General features: G+C 60.3%; 14 protein-coding genes. 11 read left to right on the forward strand and 3 right to left on the reverse strand.

Annotated elements, in window-relative coordinates; translation table 11 throughout:
- Nucleotides 1-15: 15 nt before the first annotated feature.
- On the forward strand, nt 16-1200 hold the full coding sequence (locus ACIOU6_RS06290; protein ID WP_401134742.1) for a DUF3142 domain-containing protein: 1185 nt from the start codon (nt 16-18) through the stop codon (nt 1198-1200).
- Entirely contained in the window at nt 1187-3325 is a 2139-nt protein-coding gene (locus tag ACIOU6_RS06295) for a hypothetical protein (RefSeq protein ID WP_401134744.1), read from the forward strand. Before ACIOU6_RS06290 ends, ACIOU6_RS06295 begins: the two co-directional genes overlap by 14 nt.
- Here ACIOU6_RS06295 and ACIOU6_RS06300 read toward each other — a convergent pair.
- Complete coding sequence (locus ACIOU6_RS06300) at nt 3322-3951, reverse strand: LysE family translocator (protein ID WP_401134747.1); 630 nt, start codon at nt 3949-3951, stop codon at nt 3322-3324. The genes ACIOU6_RS06295 and ACIOU6_RS06300 overlap by 4 nt on opposite strands.
- A 144-nt stretch (nt 3952-4095) precedes the next feature.
- Here ACIOU6_RS06300 and ACIOU6_RS06305 point away from each other — a divergent pair, with 144 nt between their 5' ends.
- The gene (locus ACIOU6_RS06305) at nt 4096-4569 is read left to right on the forward strand and encodes an Lrp/AsnC family transcriptional regulator (protein ID WP_221731842.1); all 474 of its coding nucleotides are present in this window, start codon (nt 4096-4098) and stop codon (nt 4567-4569) included.
- A gap of 162 nt (nt 4570-4731) precedes the next feature.
- Here the strand turns inward: ACIOU6_RS06305 and lpdA are convergent, their stop codons facing one another.
- The gene (gene lpdA / locus ACIOU6_RS06310; protein ID WP_401134749.1) at nt 4732-6132 is read right to left on the reverse strand and encodes a dihydrolipoyl dehydrogenase; all 1401 of its coding nucleotides are present in this window, start codon (nt 6130-6132) and stop codon (nt 4732-4734) included.
- 211 nt (nt 6133-6343) lie between these two features.
- Here lpdA and hflK (ACIOU6_RS06315) point away from each other — a divergent pair, with 211 nt between their 5' ends.
- From hflK (ACIOU6_RS06315) to cfaB, 8 genes are all read left to right on the forward strand, one after another.
- A complete protein-coding gene (hflK, locus tag ACIOU6_RS06315) occupies nt 6344-8305 on the forward strand; it encodes a protease modulator HflK (protein ID WP_401134751.1) in 1962 nt (653 codons plus the stop codon).
- A complete protein-coding gene (gene hflC / locus ACIOU6_RS06320; protein ID WP_401134754.1) occupies nt 8302-9342 on the forward strand; it encodes a protease modulator HflC in 1041 nt (346 codons plus the stop codon). Before hflK (ACIOU6_RS06315) ends, hflC begins: the two co-directional genes overlap by 4 nt.
- Nucleotides 9339-10400, forward strand: coding sequence for a protease modulator HflK (gene hflK, locus ACIOU6_RS06325; protein ID WP_401134757.1), 1062 nt, complete (start codon nt 9339-9341; stop codon nt 10398-10400). The genes hflC and hflK (ACIOU6_RS06325) overlap by 4 nt, the downstream gene beginning before the upstream one ends.
- Complete coding sequence (locus tag ACIOU6_RS06330; RefSeq protein WP_401134759.1) at nt 10397-12304, forward strand: heavy metal translocating P-type ATPase; 1908 nt, start codon at nt 10397-10399, stop codon at nt 12302-12304. The genes hflK (ACIOU6_RS06325) and ACIOU6_RS06330 overlap by 4 nt, the downstream gene beginning before the upstream one ends.
- Nucleotides 12305-12414: 110 nt before the next feature.
- Complete coding sequence (locus ACIOU6_RS06335) at nt 12415-12666, forward strand: hypothetical protein (protein WP_401134762.1); 252 nt, start codon at nt 12415-12417, stop codon at nt 12664-12666.
- Nucleotides 12667-12731: 65 nt separating this feature from the next.
- Nucleotides 12732-13577 (forward strand): DUF692 domain-containing protein, encoded by an 846-nt coding sequence (locus ACIOU6_RS06340; RefSeq protein WP_401134765.1) that lies wholly within the window; start codon nt 12732-12734, stop codon nt 13575-13577.
- Nucleotides 13568-14356 carry a putative DNA-binding domain-containing protein gene (locus ACIOU6_RS06345; protein ID WP_401134768.1) on the forward strand — a complete coding sequence of 263 codons (789 nt, stop codon included), beginning with the start codon at nt 13568-13570 and terminating at the stop codon, nt 14354-14356. Before ACIOU6_RS06340 ends, ACIOU6_RS06345 begins: the two co-directional genes overlap by 10 nt.
- Before the next feature lie 83 nt (nt 14357-14439).
- A complete protein-coding gene (gene cfaB / locus ACIOU6_RS06350; protein WP_221731851.1) occupies nt 14440-15627 on the forward strand; it encodes a C17 cyclopropane fatty acid synthase CfaB in 1188 nt (395 codons plus the stop codon).
- Between the two features lie 35 nt (nt 15628-15662).
- Here the strand turns inward: cfaB and cls are convergent, their stop codons facing one another.
- Nucleotides 15663-17102, reverse strand: a complete 1440-nt coding sequence (cls, locus tag ACIOU6_RS06355; RefSeq protein WP_401134771.1) for a cardiolipin synthase — start codon at nt 17100-17102, stop codon at nt 15663-15665.
- Nucleotides 17103-17143 lie beyond the last annotated feature (41 nt).

The following is a 17143-nucleotide window of genomic DNA, read 5'->3' on the forward strand; positions in this document are numbered from 1 at the left end:
GGGATTGAGCAAGGTATGCGGTTTATTGTGGTTCTGGTTGCACTGATCTTGCTGTCCGCTTGCGAACAGCGGGACACGCCGCCGCTCGATCAACAACTCTACGTCTGGCAACGCCAGTGGACGCCGGCCCATGAGGCGGCGTTGCGCGAGAGCCGACGTGATTTTTCCACCCTGCGGGTGCTGGCGCTGCAAGCGTTCCCGAACGCTGGATGGAGCCGGGCACGCATTGATCCTGCGTTGTTGAAGAACGATGGGCGTGCGTTGATCGCGGTGATTCGTCTCGATGGGCAACTCAAGGGGCTGGATCAACAGCAGGTTACGGCGCAGATCCTTCAACTGGTCAATGATTGGCAGGCGTTGGGCCTGACCCTCAGTGGCGTGGAGATCGACCACGATGCCGGTAATGCGCGGCTGCCGGCCTACGCGCAATTTCTCCGCGAACTGCGCTCGGCACTGCCGGCGTCTTTACCCCTGAGCATGACCGCGCTGCCGGCGTGGCTCGACAGTGCACAACTGCCGACATTGCTGGCCTCGGTCGACAGCAGCGTATTGCAAGTGCATGCCGTCAGTGACCCGCGCCGCGGTCTGTTCGACGCTGAGCAGGCGCAGCGTTGGGCCCAGGCCTGGGGCAAAGTCTCTGACAAACCGTTCTATCTGGCGCTGCCGGCCTATGGGGTGGCGCTGTTGCCGGATGCCGGTGGCGCGCCAGTGGTGGAAAGCGAAGTGCCGCTTGAGCGCGGCGGTCAGCGCCGCGAATTGCTTGCCGATCCCGTGCCATTGAGCCGACTCGCCAAGCAATTGCGTGAAGACCCACCTGCGCATCTGGCTGGGCTGATCTGGTTTCGCTTGCCGTTGGCCAACGACCGCCGCGCCTGGAGCTTGACCACGCTGCGCGCCGTTGCCCGGGGTGATGCGCTGCACAGCCAACTCAGCCTGAGCCTCAGCGAACAGAATGGCCTCTACGACATCAGCCTCGCCAATGTCGGCAACCTCGACAGCGCTTGGCCCGCCCGCATCACCCTCAAAGCCCGGGACTGCGAAGGCGCCGATGCGCTCGCCGGATACTCGTTGCAACAAAGTCGTGATCTGCTTACCTTCACCCGCTTGCGCGACGGCCGCTTGCCTGCGGACGGGCAGCGCGCCATCGGTTGGGCGCGTTGCGCAATTATTGATCAAGGAGGTTCGCATGTTGACCCGTAACTGGCCCCGCCATCTGCTCTGCCTGAGCCTCAGCCTGCCGCTGGGTTCGGCGCTGGCCTGCGGCCCGGACTTCCCGATGCGCCTGCTCGACAATCGTGGGCAGACGCTGGCGGATCTGCCTGAAGGCAACTTCAACTTTGAGATCAGCCGCCTCGGCAAAACCATCGCCGGGCTGAAAAACGTCACTGCCGCCACATACAATCCCAATGATCTGTACGGTGAAGCGAGCGAGCCGAATGAGGCACGCGATAAAGCCGAACAGGTCGGTTTGACCGCCGAACAGCAAACGCTGGTCAAGCAACTGCGCGGTCTGACCGATGCGCGTCAGGTTGAGGTGCAGGGCGCCAGCCTGCCGCTGGAAGTGCGTTTATACGTGGCGGGCGCGGTGGCGTTTGCGACGGGCGATCATCCACTGGCGGTCGAATATTTTGGCAAGTTGCTGGCGCTGCCGGCCGATCAACGTCCATTGCGCAGCACGTGGGCCGCGTACTCCTTGGGGCGCACCTGGTTTGCCATGAGCCGCGAGATGGACGACGCGGTTCAGGCGCTTGAGCAATCGCGCGAAGCGTTCCGCCAAACCCGGCAGATGAGCATCGACGGCTTCAGTGACCCGCTGGAATTGGGGGTTGCCAGCCTTGGTGAAGAGGCGCGGGTGTTGCGCACCGCTGGCGATTGGAGCGGCGCCATCGAACTGTATGAAGCGCAAAACCTGCACGGTTCCGCCGTGGGTTACACCTCGCTGAAACAGGTGATGAATGAACTGGCCGAGTTGCCCGAAGCAGAACTGGCGAAGTGGTTGCAACGCAAAGCGGTGCAGCAACTGGTCACGGCGTCGTTGATCAGCCGCGTTGGCTGGTCATTTGATGAGCAACCGCCGAACGAGAAAAAACTCATCAAACTGCTGCAGAACAGCACGCGCGGCAGCCTGGAAAACGCCGATCGGCTAGCGGCGCTGAATTATCAACAGGGTGATTACGCCAGCGCCAAGGCCTTCCTCGAAAACGCGGGTAATGGCGGATTGGCCTGGTGGTTACGGGCAAAACTGGCGGTGCGCGATGGCGATAAAAACGCCGCCGCCGCAGCCTACGCCAAAGCGGCGCAGGCCTTCCCGCAGAACGAAGACTGGGGTTATCGACGCACGCCGGACTGGGCGTATGAAAGTGTGCAGCCCAAATGTCGGGTCGAGGGCGAGAGTGCGATTCTGGCGTTGCAACGGGGCGAATACCTGCAAGCCTTTGTGCAGTTGTATCGCAGCAATGACATCTATTGGTTTGATGCCGCGACGGTCGCTGAGCGTGTGCTGACGGTCGATGAACTCAAACAGTATGTCGACGAAAACGTACCGGCCCCGCCGGCGCTGACCCAGCAGGAACGTGACAACTATGTGCCGCTGCCGGTTGCTGCACGCCTGCGCGATCTGCTCGGTCGACGTTTGCTGCGCGAAGGCCATTACGCGCAGGCAGTCGGGTATTTCGACAGTGCCGATCTGCAGAACAAGGCCCGACTCTACGGCGAGCAACGAATGAAGGCTGACGCCGCGTGGTGGCCGACCAAGCGCGCCAGTGCGCTGTACAACGCGGCGTGGACGGCCCGCGAGTGGGGCATGGATATCCTCGGTTACGAGATGGCCCCGGACTACGCCACGTTCGGTGGCAACTACAGCCTGGAGACGGCCGAACTTACAGTCGGTCCTCTGGTGAGTGACGCCGAATTGCAACGTCAGAAAGCCAGTGAAGCGCAACCGGATCAGCGTTATCACTACCGTTTCGTCGCCACCGAGCTGGCCCGTAAAGCCGCCGATAATCTGCCGCACACCAGTCAGGCGTTTGCTGCCGTGCTGTGCAACGCCGCCGGTTGGAACAGCAGCCCGGACGATCAGAGCACGCTGTATCAGCGTTATGTGAAGGAAGGGCCGTACGTGCCGTGGGCTGTGGATTTCGGCAATCAATGCCCATACCCGGACTTCGAGAACGCCGATAAGCGTTACGTCACCCAGGTGACTGATGCCGTGCGCGACACCTTGCGGCCGTACAAGTGGCCGGTGCAGATCGGTGCGATTGTGTTGGGTGTCGGCGCCGCGTTATTGCTGATCACCCGGCGCCAGCGCAAGGGGCGCAAAGGCTAAGCCTGCTGGATAAACGCCAGGCGCACAGCGAAGCCGATCAACAAACCGCCGAACAGCCATTGCTGCACGCGTTGAGCCGTTGGACTGTGTTGCAGCCAACGGCCCAGTGCGGCGCCGGTCAGGGCGTAGGCGCTGTCGAACAGCAAGCCTGCGCCGACCAGCATCGCGCCGAGCAGGGCGAATTGGCTCAGTACCGGTGCGCCGTCGGCGACGATGAATTGCGGCAACAACACTGAGCAGAACAGCAACGCCTTGGGGTTGAGCAGATTGGTCAGCAGCCCGCGCCGGATCGCTTCACGCCATTGCCCGCGAGTCTCGGCAATGTCGTTGGCATTCAAGTTCGGCACCAGCGTGCTGCGCAGGCATTGAATGCCGATCCACAACAGATACGCCGCCCCGGCCAGCCGTACCACTTCGAACGTCCATGGCGCAGCCTTGAACAGCGCCGCCAGCCCCAACGCCGCCAACGCCACATGACAGCTTCGGGCAATCGCCAGGCCTATCGCGGTGGCCAGTGCCGCGCCACGTCCCTGACGGGCGCCGGTCTGCAGCAACAGAATCATGTCCGGGCCGGGCAACAAATAGACCACAGCCAATGCCAGGAAAAACAGCCAGAGACTTGCCACGCTACACCCCTTTGATTGGCGATTCGGTGACGCCAGTCTAGGGCCGAAGGGTGGGGCAGGTGCTTGCGTAGTCAGCTTCAAATACGCTTGGAATTGGCATAACCTGCTGGCTTTCAGCGCCATGACTATCGGAATCTGCCAAACATGAAACTTGACGCCTTTGATCGCAAGATTCTCGCCGCTCTGCAAAGGGACGGACGCCTGAGCAACGTCGAACTGGCGGATGAGATCGGCCTCTCGGCATCGCCGTGCTTGCGTCGGGTGCGGATGCTGGAAGAGGCGGGAGTGATTCGCGGCTATCAGGCTAATCTCGATCGCGATGAGGTGGGGTTGGGGCTGACGGTGTTTGTCGGGGTCAAGGTCGAGCGACACAACGAGGAACAGGCCGAGGCGTTTTACCAGGCGGTCACGGCATTGCCCGAGGTGATTTCGGCGTTTCTGGTGTCAGGAGAGTCGGATTTTCTGCTGCAGGTCGTGGTGCCGGATCTGCGGGCGTATGACCGCTTTCTCACGGGGTGTCTGTTGAAGTTGCCGGGGGTGAGCGACATTCGCAGCAACTTCGCGATTCACACCGTGAAGACGCCGGGGGCACTGCCGTTGGGGCATCTTGCGCTCTAGACCGAGTGGCTCGTTTGGCGAGCAAACTGTAGGGGTTCAGTTTTTTAAACCACGGATTGCTTAATCGTGCAGTTCTACGTGATTGAGGGCCCGCCCCCACAGAGGATTGCATTCCCAGGGTGGGAGCGGGCTTGCTCGCGAAGGCGATAGTCCTGCCAGCGCTTACATCTGCGTCGCCATCCCCTGCACATTCATCGCCGCCTGACGCAGCGCCTCGGACCGGGTCGGGTGTGGGTGGCAGGTCAGGGCAATGTCCTCGGCCGATGCGCTGAACTCCATCGCCACACAAAACTCGCCAATCATTTCACTCACGCTCGGGCCGACCAGATGCACGCCGAGCACTTCGTCCGTGCGCTCGTCGGCGAGGACTTTGGCAAAACCGTCGGTTTCGTGATTGATCTTCGCCCGGCTATTGGCGGTGAACGGAAACTTGCCGACCTTGTAGGCGCGGCCTTCAGCCTTGAGCTGTTCTTCGGTCTTGCCGACGCTGGCCAGTTCCGGTTTGGTGTAGATCACGTTAGGGATCAGATCGTAATTGACCTCACCGGCCTTGCCGTGAATCTGCTCGACGCAGGCCATCGCCTCGTCTTCGGCCTTGTGCGCGAGCATCGGGCCTGAGGTCACGTCGCCGATCACCCACACGCCGGGCGCTTCGGTGCGGTGCTGCTTGTTGGCCAGCATGCCGCGCTTGTCGGTGCTCAAACCGACGTTCTCCAGGCCCAGGCCTTGGGTATAGGGCCGGCGCCCAATCGCCACCAGGACGTAATCGGCTTCCAGTAACTCAGCGGTGCCACCGGCCGCTGGCTCGACACTGAGTTGAACACCGTTGGCCGATGAAGTGGCGCTGGTGACTTTCGAACTCAATTTGAACGCGATGCCTTGTTTGCTCAGCGAGCGCTGCAGGGTTTTGCCAGCCTCAGCATCGACACCGGGGCAGATGCGGTCGAGGAATTCGACCACGGTGACTTGGGCGCCGAGACGCCGCCACACCGAACCGAGTTCGAGACCGATCACGCCGGCGCCAATCACCACCAGATGCTTGGGCACTTCGCTCAGGGACAACGCACCGGTGGAATCGAGGATGCGTTTGTTATCGATGTCGACACCCGGCAGGGGAGTGGGCTCTGAGCCGGTAGCGATGATGATGTCCTTGGCGGTCAGCTCGATCGTGCTGCCCTGGTCGCCTGTCACCGTGACTTTGCCCGGGCCGTCGATGTGGCCCCAGCCTTTGATCCAGTCGACCTTGTTCTTGCGAAACAAAAACTCGATGCCTTTGGTCAGGCCGGTCACGCTCTCGTCTTTCTGTTTCATCATCTGTGCGAGGTTCAGCGTCGGTTTGACCTCGATCCCGAGATTGGCGAACTCCGCGCCCATCGCTGCGTCGTACAGCTCGGAAGCATGCAGCAAGGCTTTGGATGGCATGCAACCGACGTTCAGGCAGGTGCCGCCGAGGGTTGCCCGGCCTTCAACGCAGGCAGCCTTGAGGCCCAACTGTCCAGCGCGGATGGCCGCGTTATAACCGCCGGGACCGCCGCCCAGAATCACCACGTCATAGTTGCTCATGCGCTTGCTCCTCATTGATGGATGCGGATGGCTAAAGGTAGTTCTCGAATAAAATTACGAACGTAATATGTGCGTTTCCGGGTATTTCGGTCAAGGCTTCAGTCAAGCGACAGGTTGAGCGTTTTTGAATAAGCGTGATTGTGTACGAATATTTCACGCTTTTCGTTATATCGTAACGATATGAAGAGTGAACCAATGATTTCGGGGTGATATGCAAGTCGATCTGGAGGTTGATGGCACGCAAGTGACCGGACTGCCGCGCTTTCAGCAGGCGGCCATACAAGGTCGACGATTGCGCAGGGTGGCGATCGGTCTCGGCGCCGTGGCCGGAGTGGGTTGGGTTCTGGCGTTTTTTGTCGCGCTGTTTGCGCCGCAATCGGTGTGGCTACCGCTGTTAGTGAGTCAAAGCGCGGCGCTGCTGGTGCTGGTTGCCGGGCTGCAATCGGCGTGGTCGGTGACGCAATGGCGCGAGCGGGTGATCAATCCGGTGGTGCCGACGTCGCTTGCTGATGAGGAGCGGCCTGAGCCGAATGGCTGGTACGAACGATGGCTGGATCGCCTGAGTCAGCGCGGTTTGCACCTGCTAGGCCTGATCGGCGCAGCGACTTTGTGGCTGGGCGGCTGGGCGCTCTTGGTGATGCTCAGCATCGAACAGGTGTGGAACCTCGCATTGCCGCCGGCGGCTGTCGGGTTGTCTGCCACGGTAGGTGCGGCATTGGCGTTGCTGCTGGCGTTCGGTTTGCTGGTGATGGAGCGGCAACTGGCGCAGGAAAATCCTGCCCAATGGCCTGAAGCAGGATCACTCGCGCAACTGACCCGCGTGGCGATCATCAGCCTGATAGTGGGCGCGCTGTGCTTGTTGTTCGCCGGTGAGCAGGCGGTGTGGCCAATTCGTTTGGCCGTGCTGGTGGGTATCTTGCCGGGAATGGTAGCGATCGAGTTGCTATTACGCGCTGTATTGTCGGTGTTCAGCCCTCGTCGTGAACAGCTTGAGCCGACGCTGCTGGCCCGCAGTTTTGTCGCCGACATGCTGCACTGGCCGCCACAACCGCTGCTCGCGTTGCAGCATGAATTACACAACCGTTTCGGTATCGATCTGCGTCAGATCTGGGCGTTCAGTTACATGCGCCGGGCGTTTTTGCCGGTGTTGGCGCTGGTGGTGGCAGTGGGTTGGTTGCTGACCGGCCTCCACGAAATTCCATTGCAAGGCCGGGGCATCTACGAGCGTTTCGGTAAACCGGTGCAGGTCTTCGGCCCCGGTTTGCACGCGGGTTTGCCGTGGCCGTTGGGGCGCGTGTTGAGCGTCGAAAACGGTGTGGTGCATGAATTGGCAACCAGTGTTGGTGAGAACCCGGCACCGGCTCAACTCGACCCTGCTGAAGGGCCGGCGCCGATGACGGCCAACCGGTTGTGGGATGCCAGTCATGTCAACGACAAATCCCAGGTCATTGCCAGCAGTCGCGGCGAGCAGCAGAGCTTTCAGATCGTCAACATGGACGTACGTTTCATCTATCGCATTGGTCTGAGCGATCAGGCAGCGCTCGCCGCCACCTACAACAGCGCCGATGTACCGACGTTGATTCGCAGCACCGCCAGCCGGATTCTGGTGCACGATTTCGCCTCGCGTACCCTCGACGGTTTGCTCGGTGAGGACAGGGCAGGGCTGGCCGAAGAGATCGGTCGTGCGGTGCAACGTGATCTGCACAAACTCGACAGTGGCGTGGAGATTCTCGCCACGGTGGTCGAGGCGATTCATCCGCCGGCCGGTGCCGCCAATGCTTATCACAGCGTGCAAGCCGCGCAGATCGGCGCGCAGGCGCTGATCTCCCGTGAGCGTGGCGCTGCCGCAGAAGCGAGCAATCAGGCGCAGTTGCAGGCCAGTCTTGCTCGCGACCAAGCCAGCGCCAATGCGCGTGAAATCAACGCGACGGCGCAGGCGGCGGATCTGAAATTCAGCGCTGAGCAAAAAGCCTTTGCCAGTGCTGGCCAGGCGTTTGTGCTGGAGCAATACCTCAGCCAACTCAGCCTTGGATTGAGCAAAGCCAAACTGCTCATTCTTGACCATCGTCTGGGCGGCAGCAGCAACGCGCCGACCATCGACCTGCGTACGTTCACGCTGCCGGCTGACCCGACGCCCGCGCGCACCACCGCTCAACCAGGAGTTGCCCATTGAGCCAGTCGCACACTCACGATCATCATGACCACAGCGGCCACGATCACGGCCACGGCGGGCATCACCATCACCATGGACATCATCACCACGGTGATCCGGCTGAAGCAGGGCCCTTTCCATGGCGGCGCATGGGCTGGGCGGTGTTGCTGGTCGCGTTCGCCATTGCGGCTGCGAGCCTGGTGCAAGTTCGCTCCGGTGAAGCCACAGTGATCACTCGCTTCGGAAATCCATCGCGGGTGTTGCTTGATCCAGGATTGAGCTGGCGCTGGCCGGCGCCGTTCGAAGCGGCGATTCCGGTGGATCTGCGCCTTCGTACCACCTCCAGCGGCTTGCAGGATGTCGGTACCCGCGACGGTTTGCGCATCATCGTTCAGGCTTATGTCGCTTGGCAGGTGCAGGGCGATCCGGACAATGTGCAACGCTTTATGCGTGCGGTGCAGAACCAGCCTGACGAAGCAGCCCGGCAGATCCGCACGTTTGTCGGTTCGGCACTCGAGACCACGGCCAGCAGTTTTGATCTGGCGAACCTGGTGAACACCGACGCGAGTCAGGTGCGCATTGCTGATTTTGAAGCGCAATTGCGTCAGCAGATCGATCAGCAATTGCTCGCCACTTACGGTGTGCGCGTTGTGCAGGTGGGTATTGAGCGGCTGACGTTGCCGTCGGTGACGCTCACCGCCACGGTTGATCGGATGCGCGCTGAGCGTGAAACCATCGCCACTGAGCGCACGGCCATCGGCAAGCGTGAAGCGGCGCAAATCCGCTCTGCCGCCGAGCGCGATGCGCGAATTGTTCAGGCAGATGCAACGGTGAAAGCGGCGGACATCGAAGCACAATCCCGCGTCGAAGCCGCGCAAATCTACGGTCGTGCCTATGCCGGCTCTCCGCAGCTTTACAACGTGCTGCGTTCGCTCGACACCCTCGGCACCATCGTTACGCCAGACACCAAACTGATCCTGCGCACCGATGCCGCGCCATTCCGCGTGCTCGTCGATGGCCCACCAACGCTCGACAGCAAATCCGGATCGCAGCCATGAATGAAGAAGTTCCACGTGGAACACATTCGCTGAGCAGTCCATGGATTCAGGCAGGACGTTTGGCGTTTCTCTCCCTGTATGCGGTGACGGTGTTGGCCGCATTGGCTTGGGCGTTTTCCAATGTGCGGCAAATCGACCCGCAGAATCGCGCCGTGGTTTTGCATTTTGGCGCGCTGGATCGCGTTCAGAATGCCGGTCTGTTATTGGCATGGCCGCAGCCGTTCGAGCAGGTGGTTTTGCTGCCGGCAGCGGATCGGGTGATCGAGCGTCGAGTGGAGAATCTTCTGCGCTCGGAGGAGGCGCTGAAGGCTGACCGGGTCGCCTCTTTCGCCACGCCTTTGAGCGATGCGCTGGCCGGCTCTGGTTATTTATTGACCGGTGATGCGGGTGTGGTGCAACTGGATGTGCGGGTGTTTTACAAGGTGACCGATCCGTATGACTTCGTGCTTCAGGGTGATCATGTGCTGCCGGCGCTGGATCGTCTGGTCACGCGCAGTGCTGTGGCGCTAACAGCCGCGCGCGATCTGGACACCATTCTGGTCGCCCGTCCGGAACTGATCGGCGCCGACAATCAGGCCGCTGAACGCCGTGAACGGTTGCGCGGTGATCTGGTGCAAGGCATCAACAAACGCTTGGCCGAGTTGAAGGCGAGCGGGCAGGGCATCGGAATTGAAGTGGCGCGAGTCGATGTGCAATCGAGTCTGCCAGGCCCTGCGGTCAGTGCCTTCAATGCGGTTTTGACCGCCAGCCAACAAGCCGATAAAGCCGTGGCCAATGCGCGCACAGACGCGGAGAAACTCACCCAAACCGCCAACGAACAAGCCGATCGCACCTTGCAAGTTGCCCATGCCCAGGCCGGCGAACGTCTGGCAAAAGCGTCCGCCGACACCGCCACAGTGCTGAGTCTGGCCAAGGCGCAGCAACAAGGCACCGACCCGCAAATGCTCTTGCGGATTTACCGTGAGCGTATGCCGAAGATTCTCGCTCAGGCCGGATCGGTGACCACGGTCGATCCGAAAGACGATTCCCGCCTGATCATTCAGGGAGCCAGTAAATGAGTGCGACCACTGCTGCACCGAGCCTGTTGTCCTCGGCCGAACAACGCCGCGCCGCGAGGCAATTGACCTTGGCGATGCTCGCGCTCGGTCTGCTTGGCCTGGGATTGATCTGGCGTTGGCAGGTGCCGGAACAAACCGGCGTCAGTCAGTTGCTGCTCGGTTTTGCTTCTGTGTTGGTGGCCGTACCGGTCATGCGCTCGGCGTGGTACAGCCTGCGTTATCCGAGCCTGCACGGCATTACCGATCAACTGATTGCCCTGGCGATGTTGGGGGCCTGGGCGACGGGCGATCTGCTGACGGCGGCGCTGCTGCCGATCATCATGATCTTTGGTCATGTGCTGGAGGAGCGCAGTGTCATCGGTTCGCAGGAAGCGATTCACGCCCTCGGTCAATTGACCCGCAGCCATGCGCGCAAGATTCAGGCTGACGGTTCGATCATCGAAGTGGACAACGGCACGCTCAGATCCGGCGACACGGTTGAGGTGCGTGCCGGTGATCGCGTCCCGGCGGACGGTCGGGTTCTTTGCGGTCAAGCGAGCCTCGATACCGCGTCGATTACCGGTGAGTCCGTACCGGTTGAGGCGGGTGTCGGTATGACCGTATTCGGTGGCGCGATCAATCTCGACGGTTTGCTGCGCGTCGAAGTGACCCGTACGGGCGATGAGTCGACCCTGGGTAAAGTTATCGCACTGATGCAAAACGCCGAGCGCTCGAAGCCGCCGATCACCCGGTTGCTCGAACGTTATGCCGGCAGCTACATGGTACTGGTGTTGCTGCTGGCGGCGGTGACCTGGTTTATCACCCACGATGCGCAGGCGATGCTCGCGGTGCTGGTGGCGGCGTGTCCGTGCGCCTTGGTGTTGTCGGCACCGGCCACGGCGATTGCCGGTGTTGCGGTGGCGGCGCGCCACGGGATACTGATCCGCAGTTCGGCGTTCCTTGAAGAGTTGGCCGACCTCACATCCCTGGTGGTCGACAAAACCGGGACCCTGACTTACGGCACTTTGCGCTTACAGTCGATCAGCAGTCCCCGGGCGGACTCAACCAGTGTCATGGCGCTGGCCGCCAGTCTTGGCGCGGCGAGTAGTCACCCGGTCAGTCGTGCGCTCGCCGGGTTGGTTAGCCAGGAAGGATATTTGTCGCTCACCGAGATACATGAGCGGCAGGGGCTTGGTGTCGTCGCCATGACCGGGCAAGGCGAGGCGGCACTCGGGCGGCCGGAGTTGTTCGCGCAATTGGCTATCGCCACCACGCCGATTCCTGAACATGACGGACCGATTGCCGGCCTGGCGCTGAACGGTGAGTTTCTCGCGTGGTTGTTGTTGGCCGACACGGTCAAACCGGAAGCGCGTTTTGCGCTTGGCGAATTACGAGAGCTGGGCCTGGGCCGGCAGTTGTTGCTGACCGGTGATCGGCAAAGCGTCGCCCAGACCTTGGCCAGGGATGTCGGTTTGCAGGAGGTTCAAGCCCAAGCCTTGCCCGAGGACAAACTCAATCGCGTGCTCAAGGAAATCGACAACGGCTTCCGGCCGATGGTGGTCGGTGACGGCATCAACGATTCGCTCGCGCTCAAGGCTGGCGTGGTTGGCGTCGCGATGGGGGCGGGTGGTGCGGATATTGCGTTGGCGTCGGCGGACATCGTGCTGATCGGCAGTGATCTGCGTCGGCTCGGTACCTGCGTGCGATTAAGCCGTCAATGCCGCAGGACATTGCAGGTCAACGTGATCATCGGTCTGGGCTGGACGCTGGCCATCGTCGTGTTTGCCGCATTCGGCTGGCTGGGGGCAGCCGGGGCGATGATTGCCGCGTTGCTGCATAACCTCAGTACGCTATTGGTGCTGGGCAACGCCGGGCGTTTGCTGCGTTTTCAGGAGCCGTTGCTCAAGCTCAGAGAAGATATTTAAATTTTTTTTGAGGCCTCTGTAACGCCGTCGGGGTAGCGCTCTCTAGTGCTATGTCGGGACTGAACAAACCGTCCAGCCGACATCCCTGACGATTACCGAGGATAAGAAAAATGACTATCAAGACCGCTGCTGCTGGTGCCGCTCTCGCTTTGGCCGCTGCCACTCTGTTTGCCGGTGTCGCCACCAATGCGATGGCCGCTGATGCCAACGTTCACTGCTACGGCGTGACTGCCTGCAAAGGCCAGAACGACTGCAAAACCAAAGACCATGCTTGCAAAGGCCAAGGCTCCTGCAAAGGCCAGGGTTTCAAAGCCATGACTCAAGCAGCTTGCGAAGAAGCAGGTGGCAAGGTCGGCGAATAACTGACCGGCAAGTGCCGCCGCAGTGGCTCACGCCACTGCGGCCACTTTTTAACAGGAGTCTGCACATGTCCGCCTCTGACCCCTTCCTCGGCTATGGCCTGGGATTGCGTAGCGCTTACTACCAGCAGATCCTCGAACAGTCGCCGAACGTGGACTGGTTTGAAGTGGTCTCCGAAAATTTCATGGTGCAGGGCGGTAAAGCCCTGTATCACCTGGACGCCATTGCCGAGCGTTATCCGCTGGTGATGCATGGCGTTTCCCTCTCCATCGGCGGGCCACATGCCCTCGATGTGGACTATCTGAAACAACTCAAGCAACTGGCCGAACGGGTCAACCCCGCGTGGATCTCTGATCACTTGTGCTGGAGTCGCGGCAACGCTCATCAGTTGCACGATTTGCTGCCTCTGCCTTACACCGAAGAAAGTCTTGAATACATTGCCGAACGCGTGCGCCACGTTCAGGACGTTTTGCAGCGGCCGTTGGTGCTGGAGAACGTCTCCAGCTATGTCCGCGGCGCTTCGGATGATTTCACTGAATGGGAGTTTCTTGCTGTCCTGAGTCGGGTGAGCGGTTGTGAGTTACTGCTGGACGTCAACAATGTCTACGTCAGCTCCCGCAATCATGGTTTCGATCCGTGGACGTTCATTCAAAGCCTGCCGACCGACAAGGTGCGTCAACTGCATCTGGCGGGACACAGCGACTACGGCGATTACGTCATCGATACCCATGACCAACCGGTGAGCGACCCCGTCTGGGCGTTGTATCAACGTACGTTGGAGCACTTCGGGCCGGTGGCTACTTTGCTGGAACGTGACGATCACTTTCCGCCTTTTGAAGAGTTGCTCGATGAGCTGCAAAAGGCCCGGGCGCTGGGTGAAAGGGTTCTGGCCGGGAGACAGCAATGCGCCTGAAAGAATGGCAATTGGCATTCGAGTCGTATTTGCTGGATGAGGCGGCCACAGCCCAACCGCTGCTGGGCGCCAGCCTGATCGGCGGGCCTACGCTGGATGTCGGCACCGGTCTGGCGATCTATCACAACGCTTATCAGGCCCGACTACTGGAAGTGTTGCGCAACGATTTTCCGGTGATCTGGTACTGGATGGGCGACGATGAGTTCGACTCGCTCGCCACCGCGTACCTGCGTCAATACCCGTCGGCGCATTACAGCCTGCGTTGGTTGGGTAAAGGTTTCGAAGGGTTTATTCGCGAGCATCTGGTGCCTGAACACAGTGCGCCTTTGGCTGAAATGGCCACGCTCGAGTGGGCATTCACTTTGGCTTTCGATGCGCCAGCGGGTGAGCCGTTAAATCTCGAAACCATGACGACGCTGTCCGCGCAAGAATGGCCAGTGCTGCGGGTCAAACTCGCGCCTTGCGTTCAGTGGCTGGAATGCCGGTTCAACAGCGTCGCCCTGTGGCGTTCCGTTAAAGAACAAACCGATTTCCCTACCAGCCAGCCACTCCAAACCCCTCAGATCTACCTGATCTGGCGCAACGATCTGATCTGTCATTACCGCAGTCTGGAATCTGCCGAGGCCAATGCTCTGAATGGCTTGGTAAACGAAGGTTGGAGTTTCGCCGAACTGTGCGCCGAGTTAGCAGTCATCTATGAAGAGGGCGCTCCACTTCAGGCCGTGACCTGGTTGAAACAGTGGGTGCAGGAAGGCCTGTTAGAGCGTCTGCAACAATAGATAAGGCTAATTAAATCGATAGCCTGCTATTTTTCCAGGATGGTCTACCCTCAGATTCGACGTCTGAAACAAGGGGGATTTCCATGCTCGCGCAACTTCCACCGGCCTTACAGAATCTGCAGCTTGCGCTTCGTCTGCGACTTTGGGATGGCCATGAGTTCAATCTCGGGCCATCGCCCAGTGTCACCATCGTGGTCAAGGATCCCCAGATGGTTTCGCAGTTGACCCACCCAAGCCTTGATGCGCTAGGGGCTGCATTCGTCGAGGGCAAGCTCGAACTGGAGGGCTCGATTGCCGAGGTCATCCGTGTTTGTGACGAGTGGAGCAGCGCTTTGCTCAATGAGGATGACGACAGCAACCCGGTACGCTCGCTGCACGACAAGGAAACCGACGCCAAAGCCATCTCCTATCACTACGACCTGTCCAACGCGTTCTACCAGCTCTGGCTGGACAGCGACATGGCGTACTCCTGCGCTTATTTTGAGACTGGCAGCGAAACCCTTGAACAGGCGCAACAAGCCAAATTCGGTCATCTATGCCGCAAGCTGCGTTTGCAGCCAGGCGACTATTTACTCGATGTCGGTTGTGGATGGGGCGGCCTGGCGCGCTACGCCGCCCGGGAGTTCGGCGCCAAGGTATTGGGTATCACCCTGAGCAACGCGCAACTGGAACTGGCCCGCGAGCGGGTGAAAGCCGAAGGCCTGGAAGACCTGATCGAACTGCAACTGCTCGACTACCGCGATCTGCCCCAGGACGGGCGTTTCGACAAAGTGGTCAGCGTCGGTATGTTTGAGCACGTCGGCCACGCCAATCTCGCCGAGTACTGTAAAACCTTGTTTGGCGCGGTGAAGGAGGGCGGTCTGGTGATGAACCATGGCATCACCGCCAAGCATACCGATGGCCGTCCGGTGGGGCGTGGTGCCGGGGAGTTCATCGAGAAATATGTATTCCCCAACGGCGAGCTACCGCACCTGGCAATGATCTCGGGCGAGATCAGCGAAGCCGGACTGGAGATTGTCGACGTCGAAAGCCTGCGCCTGCATTACGCACGTACGCTGGATCACTGGAGCGAGCGGCTGGAGGACAACCTCGAAGCCGCCGCGAAACTGGTGCCTGATCAGGCGTTGCGTATCTGGCGCCTGTACCTGGCTGGCTGTGCTTACGCATTCGCGCATGGCTGGATCAATCTGCACCAGATTCTCGCGGTGAAAGCGCACGCCGATGGCAGCCACGAACTGCCTTGGACCCGTGACGACATCTACCACCCTTGATAACCGCCGCTCCCTCAATCTGTAGGAGGGAGCGTTTAGAGAATCGGTGAAATAAGCCGGGCGATCCGCATGCCGACCTGTTGCAGGCGGTGGATCTTCCGGCTTTCTTCTTTGGCGATCTCAAAGGCTTGCTCGAAATCCTCGTTGAGCATGTGTTCCACGCTGGCGGCAAAATCGCTGTCGACGGTCAGCAGCATCACTTCGAAATTCAGCCGGAACGAGCGGTTGTCCAGATTGGCGCTGCCGATGGCGCTGATCTCACTGTCGATCAACACGACTTTCTGATGCAGGAACCCCGGTTGGTAGCGGAATACGCGCACGCCTGCGCGCACGGCTTCAAACGCATAGAGGCTAGAGGCGGCATAGACGATACGGTGATCGGGACGCGAAGGCAGCAGCAAGCGCACATCCACACCGCGTAAAACCGCCAGCCTTAACGCCGCGAATACGGCTTCGTCTGGAATGAAGTAAGGGCTGGTGATCCACACCCGCTCCGTCGCGGCGTGGATGGCTTCGACGAAGAACAGAGAGCAGGTTTCGTAAGCATCCGCCGGCCCACTGGCGAGCAGTTGGCAGAGCACGCCATCGTCGGGGTACTCATCCGGCAAGATGAGCGGCGGTAACGTTCGCGCGGCCCAGAACCAGTCTTCGGCAAAGGATTCCTGCATGCACGCCACCACCGGGCCTCGCACCTTCACATGCGTGTCGCGCCATGGCGCCAACGTTGGTTTCTCCCCCATGTATTCATCGCCGACGTTATGCCCGCCGACAAACCCGATTACACCATCGACCACGACGATTTTGCGGTGGTTACGGAAATTGACCTGAAAGCGGTTGAGCCAGCCGCTGCGTGTGGCGAAGGCTTTGACTTCGACGCCGCCATCACGCAATGCCTGCACATAGCTGTGGGGCAGGGCGTGGCTGCCGATGCCGTCGAAGAGCAAATGGATGGTCACGCCTTCAGCGGCTTTCTTGAGCAGCAAATCGCGCAGGCGTTGGCCGAGTCGGTCGTCATGAATGATGAAGAACTGGATCAGTACCGCTTCCCGGGCTTGATCGATGGCATGGAAAATCGCCTCGAAGGTGTCTGTGCCGTTCACCAACAACTGTACTTCGTTGTTTGCCAGGCACGGCATGCGGCCCAGTTTGGGCATGGCGCGTAGCGATGCATAGGCATTCGAGGCACGGGCGGTCAGGGCTTCTTCTACCCATGGACGCCAGTTCAGTTCGGAGATGGCCTGACGCATCTGTTCGTTGGCTTGGCGTCGCGCTTTGATGTAGCCATCGAACGTGCTGCGGCCGAACACCAGGTAAGGAATAAGCGTCAGGTAAGGAATGAAGATCAGCGACAATGCCCAAGCGATCGAGCCCTGAGCCGTGCGCACGGTCAGCACCGCATGAATCGCGGCGATCAATCCGAGGGTGTGTATCAGGGCGATCATATAACCGAAAATGTGCGGTCCAAAATAATCCATGGGGCAGCCTTGCTCCGCAAGATTCAATGCTTAACAGACCA

Origin of the sequence: Pseudomonas sp. NPDC087615, assembly GCF_044743445.1 — a bacterium.
Classification (GTDB): domain Bacteria; phylum Pseudomonadota; class Gammaproteobacteria; order Pseudomonadales; family Pseudomonadaceae; genus Aquipseudomonas; species Aquipseudomonas baetica_A.